Origin of the sequence: Pseudomonas sp. LAMO17WK12:I10, assembly GCF_900215185.1 — a bacterium.
In the GTDB taxonomy this organism is placed as follows: Bacteria; Pseudomonadota; Gammaproteobacteria; order Pseudomonadales; family Pseudomonadaceae; genus Aquipseudomonas; species Aquipseudomonas chlororaphis.
Genome location: NZ_OBDX01000017.1, coordinates 91,347 through 104,090 on the forward strand (window position 1 = coordinate 91,347; position 12,744 = coordinate 104,090).

Below are 12,744 nucleotides of genomic sequence, written 5' to 3' on the forward strand. Positions count from 1 at the left end.
GTCGCTCTGCTGCTGCGGTCGCTTGACTCCAATAATAAAAAAGGCCGAGCCATGTCATTAACGCTGGAGCACGTCAGCCGTGTCGTCGAGGGCCAGACCTGGATCGATGACATCTCGCTGCGCTTTGAACCCGGTTCCTTCAATGTCCTGCTGGGGCGCACGCTGTCCGGCAAGACCAGCCTGATGCGCCTGATCGCCGGGCTCGACAAGCCCGCCAGCGGGCGCATCCTGATGAACGGCGTGGACGTCACCGGGCGCCCGGTGCGGCTGCGCAACGTGTCGATGGTCTATCAGCAGTTCATCAACTACCCGACCATGACCGTGTTCGAAAACATCGCCTCGCCGCTGCGTCAGGCTGGCGTTGCCGCGCAACTGATCGAGAGCAAGGTGCTGGAGACGGCGAAGATGCTGCGGATCGAGACGTTCCTGCAGCGCCATCCGCTGGAACTGTCCGGCGGCCAGCAGCAGCGCACGGCGATGGCCCGGGCACTGGTCAAGGATGCCGAGCTGATCCTGTTCGACGAGCCGCTGGTCAATCTCGACTACAAGCTGCGCGAAGAGCTGCGCCAGGAGATGCGCGAGCTGTTCCAGGCCCGCCACACCATCGCCATCTATGCCACCACCGAGCCCAACGAGGCGCTGGCCCTGGGCGGCACCACCACCATCCTCCACGAGGGGCGCCTGGTGCAGAGCGGCAAGACCGCCGAGGTCTATCACCAGCCCCAGACCGTGCTGGCCGCCGAGCTGTTCTCCGAACCGCCGATCAACCTGATGCCGGGGCGCATCGCCGGCAATGAAGTGAGCTTCGCCAATTTCGTGCACTTTCCGCTGAACGTCGACTTGCGCCCGGTCGGCGAGGGCGAGTTCCGCTTCGGCGTGCGGCCCAGCCATATCTCCCTGGTACCGAGCAACGACGACGACCTGGAGCTGGCGGTGACCGTCGAGGTGGCGGAAATCAGCGGCTCGGAAACCTTCCTGCATGTGCGCAACGAACAATTCCTGTTGGTATTGCACCTGCCCGGCGTGCACGAATATGACGTCGACGCGCCGATCCGCATCTATATCCCCACCCACAAACTATTCGTCTTCGATGCCCAGGGCCGTCTGGTCCAGGCGCCGGGGCGGCGCGTCGCGAGGGTTGCCTGATGGCCGAGATCCGTTTGCACAACCTCGCCCACAGTTACACCAGTACCCCGGCCGGTCCCGAGGACTATGCGATCCGCGAGATGAACCACGTCTGGGAGCAGGGCGGCGCCTATGCCTTGCTCGGGCCGTCCGGCTGCGGCAAGTCGACCTTGCTCAATATCATTTCCGGGCTGCTCAGCCCGTCCCAGGGGCAGGTGCTGTTCGATACCCGGGTGGTCAACGAGCTGACTCCCGAGAAGCGCAACATCGCCCAGGTTTTCCAGTTCCCGGTGGTCTACGACACCATGACGGTGTTCGACAACCTGGCTTTTCCGCTGCGCAACCAGGGCCTGGCCGAGGCCAAGGTGCACAGCAAGGTGCAGGAGATCGCCGAGGTCCTCGACCTGCAGGCGCTGCTGAACAAGAAGGCGCGCAACCTCAGCGCCGACGAAAAGCAGAAGGTTTCCATGGGCCGCGGCCTGGTGCGCGACGACGTATCGGCGATCCTGTTCGACGAGCCGCTGACGGTGATCGACCCGCACCTGAAGTGGAAGCTGCGGCGCAAGCTCAAGCAGATCCACGAGCAGTTCAACATCACCATGGTCTACGTCACCCACGACCAGCTCGAAGCCTCGACCTTCGCCGACAAGATCGCAGTGATGTACGGCGGGCAGATCGTCCAGTTCGGTACCCCGCGTGAGCTGTTCGAGCGGCCGAGCCACACCTTTGTCGGCTACTTCATCGGCAGCCCGGGGATGAACCTGATCGAAGTCCGGGCAGAGGCCGGCGGTGTCAGGTTCGCCGGGACCCATCTGGCCTTGCCCGAGGCCTTGCAGCAGCGAATCGCCGAGACCGATTACCAGAGCCTGAAAGTCGGCATCCGCCCGGAGTTCATCCATGTCTGGGACGAGCCTTACGAGGAGGCGCTGCAGGCCGACGTGGTCCACATCGAGGACCTGGGTACCTACAAGATCATGACCCTGAACCTCGACGGCGCGGTCTTGAAAGTGCGGCTGGCCGAAGACAAACCGGTGCCGCAGGGCAGGGCCTGCATCAGCTTCCCCGCGCAGTGGCTGATGGTCTACGCCGACGAATACCTGCTGGAGGCCCACGCCACGAACGAGGTTCAGCCATGAACAAAGTGCAGAACAACAAAGCCTGGTGGCTGGTATTGCCGGTGTTCCTGCTGGTGGCCTTCAGTGCGGTGATCCCGATGATGACCGTGGTCAACTACTCGGTGCAGGACATTTTCGACCAGTCCAGCCGCTATTTCGTCGGCGCCGACTGGTACCGCCAGGTGCTGCTCGACCCGCGCCTGCACGACTCGCTGCTGCGCCAGTTCATCTATTCGGCCTGCGTGCTGCTGATCGAGATTCCCTTGGGCATAGCCATCGCCCTGACCATGCCGAGCAAGGGGCGCTGGTCGTCGGTGGTGCTGATCATCCTCGCCATTCCGCTGCTGATCCCGTGGAACGTGGTGGGCACCATCTGGCAGATCTTCGGCCGCGCCGACATCGGCCTGATGGGCTCGTCGCTGAATGCCCTGGGCATCGATTACAACTACGCGGCCAATACCATGGATGCCTGGGTCACGGTGCTGGTGATGGACGTGTGGCACTGGACCTCGCTGGTGGCGCTGCTGTGCTTTTCGGGGCTGCGGGCGATCCCGGACGTGTATTACCAGGCGGCGCGCATCGACCGGGCGTCGAACTGGGCGGTGTTCCGCCATATCCAGTTGCCGAAGATGAAAAGCGTGCTGCTGATCGCGGTGATGCTGCGCTTCATGGACAGCTTCATGATCTACACCGAGCCGTTCGTGCTCACCGGCGGCGGGCCGGGCAATGCCACCACCTTCCTCAGCCAGACCCTGACCCAGATGGCGATCGGTCAGTTCGACCTGGGCCCGGCCGCGGCGTTCTCCCTGGTGTACTTCCTGATCATCCTGCTGGTGTCCTGGCTGTTCTACACCGCCATGACCCACTCCGACGCCAATCGCTGAGGACGGCCGCCATGACCAAGCGCAAGCTGATACCGCTGCTGATCTACATCCTGTTCCTGCTGGTGCCGATCTACTGGTTGCTGAACATGTCATTCAAGAGCAACAACGAGATCCTCGGTAGCCTGACCCTGTGGCCCCAGGACTTCACCTGGCACAACTACAAGGTGATCTTCACCGACCCCAGCTGGTACACCGGCTACCTCAACTCGCTGTATTACGTCAGCCTGAACACGGTGATTTCCCTGAGCGTGGCGCTGCCGGCGGCCTATGCCTTTTCGCGCTACCGCTTCCTCGGCGACAAGCACCTGTTCTTCTGGCTGCTGACCAACCGCATGGCACCGCCGGCGGTATTCCTGCTGCCGTTCTTCCAGCTGTATTCGTCCATCGGCCTGTTCGATACGCACATTGCCGTGGCCCTGGCCCACTGCCTGTTCAACGTGCCGCTGGCGGTGTGGATTCTCGAAGGCTTCATGTCCGGGGTGCCGAAGGAAATCGACGAGACCGCCTATATCGACGGCTACAGCTTTCCCAAGTTCTTCGTGAAGATCTTCGTCCCGCTGATCGGTTCGGGGATCGGCGTGACGGCGTTCTTCTGCTTCATGTTTTCCTGGGTCGAGCTGCTGCTGGCGCGGACTTTGACCTCGGTGAACGCCAAGCCGATCGCCGCGGTGATGACCCGCACCGTGTCCGCCTCCGGTATCGACTGGGGCGTGCTGGCGGCCGCCGGGGTGCTGACCATTCTGCCGGGCATGCTGGTGATCTGGTTTGTTCGCAACCATGTGGCCAAGGGCTTTGCCCTGGGCCGGGTATGAGGAACCGTTGATGGAATGGATGAACTGGACCGCCCCGACGGCGGCATTCTTCGGTGTCATTGCCTTGATCCTGCTGGGCATGACCACTTGGGAGCTGCGTTCGCCGAGCATCCCTCGGCGCGGCTTCCTGCCGATTGCCACCACCCGTGGCGATCGTCTGTTTATCGGTCTTCTCGGCAGCGCCTACCTGCATCTGCTGGTAATCGGCGCCACCGACTGGAGCATCTGGGTGGCGTTCGTGCTGTCTCTGGTGTGGCTGTTGGCTGTGATGCGTTGGGGCTAGCCGGGCGCGTGCGCGGTGGTCCTGCTTCGAAATTCAACCGGGAGGTCTCTATGTTCGACAAAAACAATAAGCTGCGACATAGCGTTTCATTGGCGGCCATGCTGGCATTGAGCGGCTTGAGCGCGACGGCCTGGGCCGACGCCTATGAGGACGCCGCGAAAAAATGGATCGGCAGCGAGTTCAAGCCATCCACCCTGACCGCGGAACAACAGCTGGAAGAGCTGAAGTGGTTCATCAAGGCGTCCGAGCCGTTTCGCGGGATGAAGATCAACGTGGTCTCGGAAACCATCGCCACCCATGAATACGAGTCCAAGGTGCTGGCCAAGGCTTTCAGCGAAATCACCGGGATCAAGCTGACCCACGACCTGCTGCAGGAAGGCGACGTGGTGGAGAAGCTGCAGACCCAGATGCAGTCGGACAAGAACATCTATGACGGCTGGGTCAACGACTCCGACCTGATCGGCACGCACTTTCGTTATGGCAAGACCGAATCCATCACCGACCTGATGGCCAACGAGGGCAAGGACTACACCTCGCCAACCCTGGACATCAAGGACTTCATCGGCATCTCCTTCACCACCGCGCCGGACGGCAAGATCTATCAACTGCCCGACCAGCAGTTCGCCAACCTGTACTGGTTCCGCGCCGACTGGTTCGAGCGGGCCGACCTGAAAGCCAGGTTCAAGGAGAAGTACGGCTACGAGCTGGGTGTGCCGGTGAACTGGTCGGCCTATGAGGACATCGCCAAGTTCTTCAGCGAGGACGTCAAGGAGATCGACGGCAAGCGGGTCTACGGGCATATGGACTACGGCAAGAAGGACCCGTCCCTGGGCTGGCGCTTCACCGATGCCTGGTTCTCCATGGCTGGCGGCGGCGACAAGGGCTTGCCCAACGGCTTGCCGGTGGACGAGTGGGGGATCCGCGTTGAGGATTGCCATCCGGTGGGCTCCAGCGTGACCCGCGGCGGCGACACCAATGGCCCGGCGGCGGTGTTCGCCACCACCAAGTACGTCGAGTGGATGAAAAAGTACGCGCCACCGGAGGCGGCGGGCATGACCTTCTCCGAGTCCGGGCCGGTGCCGTCCCAGGGCAATATCGCCCAGCAGATCTTCTGGTACACCGCCTTCACCGCCGACATGACCAAGCCGGGCCTGGCGGTGATGAACGCCGACGGCACGCCGAAATGGCGCATGGCGCCGTCGCCGCGTGGACCGTACTGGGAAGAGGGCATGAAGCTGGGGTATCAGGACGTGGGTTCCTGGACCTTCATGAAGTCCACCCCGGAGAAGCAGAAACTCGCGGCCTGGCTTTATGCACAGTTCGTGACCTCGAAAACCGTGTCGCTGAAGAAAACCATCGTCGGCCTGACACCGATCCGCGAGTCGGACATCAACTCCCAGGCGATGACCGACTTGGCGCCGAAGCTCGGTGGCCTGGTGGAGTTCTATCGCAGCCCGGCCCGGGTGCAGTGGACGCCGACCGGCACCAATGTGCCGGACTATCCACGCCTGGCACAGTTATGGTGGAGCCATATCGCCGAAGCGGCCAGTGGCGAGAAAACCCCGCAACAGGCGCTCGATGGCCTGGCCAAGGACCAGGACGCGATCATGACCCGTCTTGAACGCTCGAAAGCCCAGGCCACCTGCGCCCCGAAAATGAACCCCGAGCGCGACGCGCAATACTGGTTCGACCAGCCGGGCGCGCCGAAACCGAAACTGGCCAACGAGAAACCCAAGGGGGAAACCGTGAGCTACAACGAACTGCTCAAGTCGTGGGAGGCAGCGCGCAAATAAGGTTGTGGATCGGTAATGCGCAACGGCACCTTCGGGTGCCGTTTTTTCGAGGCGCGCGATGATTGCGTTGTCGCTTTCGCGAGCAAGCCTACCCTGGCTGTTTCGTGGCGCAGGTGCCGGCGGTCTTCAGTTCTGTAGGTGTAGAGGGTTGCCGCTCGATTGCTCGCAACAGCGTCCTGGTAGGTAGTGTGATCCTGCCGTGGCGTTCATCTGCCAGCGCTTCAAGGCCTTCGACCAACTCGGAAAAGATGTCTCGTCTCATCGTTCTTCCTTGCCTCTATTTGAGTGTGACGTGTGGAGTTCACTTTAAAGCCAGGCACAGTTCAGGTATGTCAGGCATCACGGATTTGCTTGAAGGGCAATTCGCAGGGTAGGGGAGGGCCGTTCCCATAAATGCAAAACGGCGCCCGAAGGCGCCGTCTTGTTTTACCGCGGATCGTGCTTGAGCGATCAGCCCGCCAGACCGGATTGCTGGACCAGGGTCAGCAGCGGTTGTGGGTAGACGCCGAGGAAGAACGCCAGGACCGCGATCGCCAGCAGCATCACGCCGCCGGCTTTCTGTTCCCAGTGCAGCTGGGCGTCGACGCGGCGCAGGTTCGGCTCGATCAGGTACAGGGTGACCATGACGCGCAGGTAGTAGAACACGCCGATGGCGCTGCCCAGGACCAGGGAGCCGACCAGCCACCATTGGTGCGCTTCGACACCGGTGGCGATGATGTAGAACTTGCCGATGAAGCCCGCGGTCAGCGGGATACCGGCCAGGGACAGCATCATCACGGTGAGTACGGCAGTCAGGTACGGACGGCGCCAGAACAGGCCGCGGTACTCGTACAGGGCATCCGCGTCGCGACCCTTGTAAGGCGAGGACATCAGGGTGATCACGCCGAAGGCGCCGAGGCTGGTGATCACGTAGGTGACCAGGTAGACGCCGATGGCTTCCATCGCCAGGCCCTTGCTTGCCACCAAGGCGATCAGCAGGTAACCGAAGTGGGCGATGGACGAGTAACCCAGCAGACGCTTGAGGTTGCTCTGGGTCAGCGCCAGCAGGTTACCGAACAGGATCGAGGCAATCGCGATCAGGGTCAGCACGGTGTTCAGGACACCGCTGCTGGCCACCGGCGAGATCTGGAACAGGCGCACCATCACCGCGAATACCGCCACCTTGCTCGCGGTGGCCAGGAAGGCCGCCACAGGCGCCGGGGCCCCTTCGTAGACGTCCGGGGTCCACAGGTGGAAGGGTACCAGCGACAGCTTGAATGCCAAGCCGATCAGCATCATGCCCAGGCCCAGTTGGGCCAGCGGGCTAGGCAGGCCGGTCGCGGCCAGGGCCTGACCGATGCCATTGAAGCTCAGGCTGCCGGCTTCGGCGTAGAGCAGGGCCATGCCGAACAGCAGGAACGCGGAACCGGCGGCCGACAGCACCATGTACTTGATGCCGGCTTCCAGCGAGCGCTTGTTGAAGAAGGCATAAGCCACCAGGCCGTAGACCGGTACCGAGAGCAGCTCCAGGCCGATGAACAAGCCCGCCAGGTGCTGCGCGCTGACCAGGACCAGGCCACCGGCGGCGGCCATCAGGATCAGCAGGTACAGCTCTTCGCGGTTGCCCGGGTAACCGGTGCCGCCGTCGCCCAGGTAGGCATGGGCGAGGGTGACGCAGGCCAGGGTGGCCACCAGGATCAGCGCCATGTACAGGCAGGCGAACTGGTCGATCTGCAGCAATGGAGTCACCGCCAGAGGGGTGACTTTCAGGGCCGGGAGGATCGACAGCAACGCCAGGTTCAGACCGGCGACCGACAGCAGGAAGGTTTGCGAATGGTTGCGACGCCAGGCGATAGCCAGCATCACCACAATGATGGTGAGGCTGGTGATCAACAGCGGCGCAAGCGCGATAAAGTGTTGAATCGTAAAGTCCATAGCGCTCTTACCGGGCCGAAGCGAGTTGAGTGAAGGCGGTGCCGAGCCATTGCTGCACGCCACTCATGGTGGCGGCAGAGGTATCGAGGAACGGTTGCGGGTAGATGCCGATGTAAATCAGCAGTGCCGCCAGTCCGACCACCATGATCAGTTCGCGAGCGTCCATGCCGTGCAGGACCGCGTCCGACTTGGCCGGGCCGAAGTAGGCGCGGTGAATCATGATCAGCGAATAGACCGAACCGAACACCAGGCCGGACGTCGCGAGCACGGTGACCCATGGCGCGCTGGCGAAGGTGCCGATCAGGATCAGGAACTCGCCGACGAAGTTACCGGTCGCCGGCAAGCCCAGCGAGGCCGCGGCGAAGAACAGGCTGATGGCTGGCAGGTAGGCGATCTTCGACCACAGGCCGCCCATTTCACGCATGTCGCGGGTGTGGGTGCGTTCGTACAGCTGGCCGCAGAGGATAAAGAGTGCCGCCGCCGACAGGCCGTGAGCCAGCATCTGGATCACTGCGCCCTGCAGGGCCAGCTGGCTGCCGGAGTAGATGCCGATCAGCACGAAGCCCATGTGCGAAACGCTGGAGAATGCCACCAGGCGTTTGATGTCGGTCTGGGCGAAGGCCAGGAAGGCACCGTAGAAGATCCCGATCAGACCCAGGGTCATGGCGATCGGCGCGAACTCGGCCGAGGCATTCGGGAACAGCGGCAGGGCGAAACGCAGCAGGCCGTAGGCCGCGGTCTTCAGCAAGATACCGGCGAGGTCCACGGAACCCGCGGTCGGTGCCTGGGCGTGGGCATCGGGCAGCCAGGAGTGGAACGGCACCACCGGCAGTTTCACCGCGAAGGCGATGAAGAAGCCGAGCATCAGCACGTACTCGGTGGTGGTCGACATCTTGGTCTTCAACAGGTCGGCGTAGTTGAAGGTGATCACGCCGGTGTCGTTGAAGTTGACCAGCACCAGACCGAGGATCGCCACCAGCATGATCAGGCCGGAAGCCTGGGTGAAGATGAAGAACTTGGTCGCGGCGTAGATCCGGGTTTTCTTGCCGTCCGAAGAACTGTGACCCCAGAGCGCGATGAGGAAGTACATCGGCACCAGCATCATTTCCCAGAAGAAGAAGAACATGAACAGGTCGAGGGCGAGGAACACGCCGACGACACCACCCAGGATCCACATCAGGTTCAGGTGGAAGAAGCCCACGTGACGCTGGATCTCTTTCCAGGAGCAGAGGACGGACAGCACGCCCAGGAGACCGGTCAGCAGGATCATCAACAGCGACAGGCCATCGAGGGCCAGGTGCACGTTGATGCCGAAGCGCTCGATCCAGACGTGCTTGAACTCCAGGGTCCAGGTCGGATCGGCGCCAGGTGCCGGAGCGAATGAATAGTCGCCATGGGCCCACAGCCAGAGGCCGAGAGCGAGTTCCAGGGACATGGTCAGCAGCGCAATCCAGCGGGGGAGGGTGGCGCCGAAGCGCTCACCCATCCAGCACAGCAGGCCGCCGATGAAGGGGATCAGGATTAGCCAAGGCAGAATCATGACGGGCTCAATTCCTTTCGCAAGTTCGCAAGGTTCATATCAGACCGCTACCAGCACGACGGCGCCGATAACCAGCACGGCACCAGCAGCCATCGAGGCGGCGTACCAACGCAGTTGACCGGTTTCCGTACGGCTCAGGGAGTTGTGGCCCCCTTTGGCCAGGCGCGGGATCAGACCGATGGTCTGGTCGAGCGGGTCTTTGCGCAGTACATGGCTGATCGCCAGATATGGCTTGACGAACAGTTTGTCGTAGATCCAGTCGAAGCCCCAGGCAGCGAACCACCAGGCCGAGAGGAGGCGGCCGATGCCGCTGTTGGCGATGGCGGTAACGAAGCGACGCTTGCCGAGGAACAGCAGCGCGGCCAGCAGGATACCGGCGATGGCGATGGCGCCGGACGCCAGTTCCAGGCTGTGCTTGGCTTCGCCACCGGCATGGCCGACGCTTTGCGGCAGCACACCGTGCAGCGGTGGAGTGATCATGGCGCCGACGGCGGTCGACAGAATGATCAGCACCGACAGCGGCAGCCAGTGGCTGATGCCATGGCCGGCATGGGCTTCGGTCTTGGCTTCACCGTGGAAGGTGATGAAGATCAGGCGGAAGGTGTACAGCGAGGTCATGAAGGCCCCCACCAGACCGGCATACAGCAGGCCGTGGTTACCGCTGGCGAAGGCTTCCCAGAGGATCTCGTCCTTGGAGTAGAAACCGGCGGTGACCAGTGGCAGGGCCGCCAGGGCCGCGCCGCCGACGATGAAGCTGGCGTAGGCCAGTGGCAGTTTCTTCCACAGGCCGCCCATCTTGAAGATGTTCTGCTCGTGGTGGCAGGCAACGATCACCGCACCGGAGGCAAGGAACAGCAGGGCCTTGAAGAAGGCGTGGGTCATCAGGTGGAAGATCGCGCCGTCCCAGGCGCCAACGCCCAGGGCCAGGAACATGTAGCCGATCTGGCTCATGGTCGAGTAGGCGAGGATCCGCTTGATGTCGGTCTGGACCAGCGCGGCGAAGCCGGCCAGGACCAGGGTCACGCCACCCACGACGCCCACCAGGTGCAGGATATCCGGCGCCAGGGCGAACAGGCCGTGGGTACGGGCAATCAGATAGACACCGGCGGTCACCATGGTTGCGGCGTGGATCAGTGCCGAAACCGGGGTAGGGCCGGCCATCGCGTCCGCCAGCCAGGTCTGCAGCGGCAGCTGGGCGGATTTACCGACCGCGCCACCCAGCAGCATCAGGGTCGCCAGGACGATCCAGAAGTCGCCGGCCTGGAACTTCGCAGGTGCCGCGACTAGCAGTTGCTGGATATTCAGGGTGCCCAGCTGCTGGAACAGGATGAACAGGCCGATGGCCATGAACACGTCGCCGATGCGGGTGACGATAAAGGCCTTGAGTGCCGCGTTACCGTTGTTGCGGTTGCTGTAGTAGAAACCGATCAGCAGGTACGAGCACAGGCCCACGCCTTCCCAGCCGAAGTACAGGAACAACAGGTCATCGCCGAGCACCAGGAACAGCATGCTGGCGATGAACAGGTTGGTGTAGGCGAAGAAGCGCGAGTAATCGTCTTCACCGCGCATGTACCAGGACGCGAACAGGTGGATCAGGAAGCCCACGCCCACCACCACGCCGAGCATGGTCACGGACAGGCCATCCAGATACAGGGCGAAGGTCGGCTTGAAGTCGCCTACGGTCATCCACTGCCACAGCACCTGGGTGTAGTGGCCGCCTTCCGGCGGGGCGACGTTGAATTGCCAGATCACATAAGCCGCGACAATCGCCGACAGGCCAACGGAGCCGACACCGATCAGGGCGGCGAGGTTTTCCGAGAGGCGTCCACGGGAGAACGACAGCAGCAGGAAACCGATCAGGGGGAACAGGAAAGTCAGATAGAGAAGGTTCATCCGCGCATCTCGCTGGCAGCGTCGATATCGAGAGTGTGGAAGCGGCGATACAGCTGCAACAGGATCGCCAGGCCAATACTGGCCTCGGCGGCTGCCAGGCTGATCACCAGGATGAACATGATCTGTCCATCCGGCTGCGCCCATCTGGCACCTGCGACGATGAAGGCCAGGGCGGAGGCGTTCATCATCACTTCCAGGCTCATCAGCACGAAGAGAATGTTGCGGCGCACCATCAGGCCGACCAGGCCAAGGCAGAACAGGATGCCGGCAACGGCCAGGCCATGCTCCAGAGGGATAGTTCCGATCGTAGGCATGTTCTTACTCCTTCGCCTCGTTGCGGCCCAGGTGGAACGCCGTGACGGCTGCGGCGAGCAGCAGCATCGAGGCGAGTTCGACCACCAGCAGATAAGGACCGAACAGGCTGATGCCCACGGCCTTGGCATCCACGGTGGTGTGGCCGACACCGGTACCGCTCTGGTGGCTGAACAGCACGTACAGCAGCTCCACCAGCAGCAGGGCGGCGAGCACCACCGGCCCCAGCCAGATTCCCGGCTTGAGCCAGATGCGTTCCTGCTGAACCGAGGCAGGCCCCAGGTTCAGCATCATCACCACGAACACGAACAGCACCATGATGGCGCCAGCATAGGCGATCACTTCCAGCACGCCAGCGAACGGCGCGCCGAGGCTGAAGAAGGTCATCGCCACGGCGATCAGCGAAATGATCAGGTAGAGCAGGGCGTGCACAGGGTTGGTGTTGGTCACCACGCGGAGCGTGGAGACAACGGCGACACCTGACGCGAAATAGAAAGCGAATTCCATCTTTCTTCCTTAAGGCAGCAAGCTCTTCACGTTGATCGGCTCGGCTTCGTTTTGCGCGGAGCCTTTTGGCTTACCGGCAATGGCCATACCTGCAACACGATAGAAGTTGTAATCAGGGTTCTTTCCGGGGCCGGAGATCAGCAGATCTTCTTTCTCGTAAACCAGGTCCTGACGTTTGAACTCGGCCATCTCGAAATCCGGGGTCAGCTGGATCGCGGTGGTCGGGCAGGCTTCCTCGCAGAGGCCGCAGAAGATGCAACGCGAGAAGTTGATGCGGAAGAAGTCCGGGTACCAGCGACCGTCTTCGGTTTCAGCTTTCTGCAGCGAGATGCAACCCACCGGGCATGCCACGGCGCACAGATTGCAGGCTACGCAACGCTCTTCGCCATCGGGGTCGCGGGTCAGCACGATGCGGCCACGGTAGCGGGGCGGCAGGTAGACCGGCTCTTCCGGGTATTGCAGGGTGTCGCGCTTGCGAAAGCCATGGCCGAAGACCATCACCAGGCTACGCAGTTGGGTACCAGTACCCTTAACGATGTCGCCAATATATTTGAACATGGGTCAAA

Annotated in this window: 12 protein-coding genes and 1 pseudogene; 6 read left to right on the forward strand and 7 right to left on the reverse strand. The window is 62.4% G+C overall.

The features are described 5' to 3' along the window. Positions 1 to 51 precede the first annotated feature (51 nt). From CRO75_RS18875 to CRO75_RS18900, 6 genes are read left to right on the forward strand one after another with little or no spacing between them, the layout of a single operon-like run. Positions 52 to 1,146 (forward strand): ABC transporter ATP-binding protein, encoded by a 1,095-nt coding sequence (locus CRO75_RS18875; RefSeq protein WP_097137471.1) that lies wholly within the window; start codon positions 52 to 54, stop codon positions 1,144 to 1,146. Continuing rightward, positions 1,146 to 2,261, forward strand: a complete 1,116-nt coding sequence (locus CRO75_RS18880; protein WP_085534121.1) for an ABC transporter ATP-binding protein — start codon at positions 1,146 to 1,148, stop codon at positions 2,259 to 2,261. The genes CRO75_RS18875 and CRO75_RS18880 overlap by 1 nt, the downstream gene beginning before the upstream one ends. Further along, positions 2,258 to 3,124, forward strand: a complete 867-nt coding sequence (locus CRO75_RS18885) for a sugar ABC transporter permease (RefSeq protein ID WP_009044597.1) — start codon at positions 2,258 to 2,260, stop codon at positions 3,122 to 3,124. The genes CRO75_RS18880 and CRO75_RS18885 overlap by 4 nt, the downstream gene beginning before the upstream one ends. 11 nt (positions 3,125 to 3,135) lie before the next feature. Then, positions 3,136 to 3,936, forward strand: coding sequence for a carbohydrate ABC transporter permease (locus CRO75_RS18890; RefSeq protein WP_007929618.1), 801 nt, complete (start codon positions 3,136 to 3,138; stop codon positions 3,934 to 3,936). Between the two features lie 10 nt (positions 3,937 to 3,946). Continuing rightward, positions 3,947 to 4,219, forward strand: coding sequence for a DUF2160 domain-containing protein (locus CRO75_RS18895; protein ID WP_009044596.1), 273 nt, complete (start codon positions 3,947 to 3,949; stop codon positions 4,217 to 4,219). Between the two features lie 50 nt (positions 4,220 to 4,269). Beyond that, complete coding sequence (locus tag CRO75_RS18900) at positions 4,270 to 6,012, forward strand: ABC transporter substrate-binding protein (RefSeq protein ID WP_097137473.1); 1,743 nt, start codon at positions 4,270 to 4,272, stop codon at positions 6,010 to 6,012. A 178-nt stretch (positions 6,013 to 6,190) separates the two neighbouring features. Here the strand turns inward: CRO75_RS18900 and CRO75_RS33255 are convergent. The 7 genes and pseudogenes from CRO75_RS33255 to nuoI all read right to left on the reverse strand — a co-directional run. Continuing rightward, positions 6,191 to 6,274: pseudogene (locus CRO75_RS33255) on the reverse strand (transcriptional regulator); the annotation flags it as partial. A gap of 188 nt (positions 6,275 to 6,462) precedes the next feature. Beyond that, a complete protein-coding gene (gene nuoN, locus CRO75_RS18905) occupies positions 6,463 to 7,926 on the reverse strand; it encodes an NADH-quinone oxidoreductase subunit NuoN (protein ID WP_009044594.1) in 1,464 nt (487 codons plus the stop codon). A gap of 7 nt (positions 7,927 to 7,933) precedes the next feature. After that, on the reverse strand, positions 7,934 to 9,466 hold the full coding sequence (nuoM, locus tag CRO75_RS18910) for an NADH-quinone oxidoreductase subunit M (RefSeq protein WP_009044593.1): 1,533 nt from the start codon (positions 9,464 to 9,466) through the stop codon (positions 7,934 to 7,936). Between the two features lie 39 nt (positions 9,467 to 9,505). After that, positions 9,506 to 11,359 carry an NADH-quinone oxidoreductase subunit L gene (nuoL, locus tag CRO75_RS18915; protein WP_097137475.1) on the reverse strand — a complete coding sequence of 618 codons (1,854 nt, stop codon included), beginning with the start codon at positions 11,357 to 11,359 and terminating at the stop codon, positions 9,506 to 9,508. Next, positions 11,356 to 11,664, reverse strand: a complete 309-nt coding sequence (gene nuoK, locus CRO75_RS18920) for an NADH-quinone oxidoreductase subunit NuoK (RefSeq protein WP_085985111.1) — start codon at positions 11,662 to 11,664, stop codon at positions 11,356 to 11,358. Before nuoK ends, nuoL begins: the two co-directional genes overlap by 4 nt. 13 nt (positions 11,665 to 11,677) lie before the next feature. Next, a complete protein-coding gene (gene nuoJ, locus CRO75_RS18925; protein ID WP_007929608.1) occupies positions 11,678 to 12,178 on the reverse strand; it encodes an NADH-quinone oxidoreductase subunit J in 501 nt (166 codons plus the stop codon). Positions 12,179 to 12,187: 9 nt separating this feature from the next. Then, complete coding sequence (gene nuoI / locus CRO75_RS18930) at positions 12,188 to 12,736, reverse strand: NADH-quinone oxidoreductase subunit NuoI (RefSeq protein ID WP_003223795.1); 549 nt, start codon at positions 12,734 to 12,736, stop codon at positions 12,188 to 12,190. Positions 12,737 to 12,744: the final 8 nt, after the last annotated feature.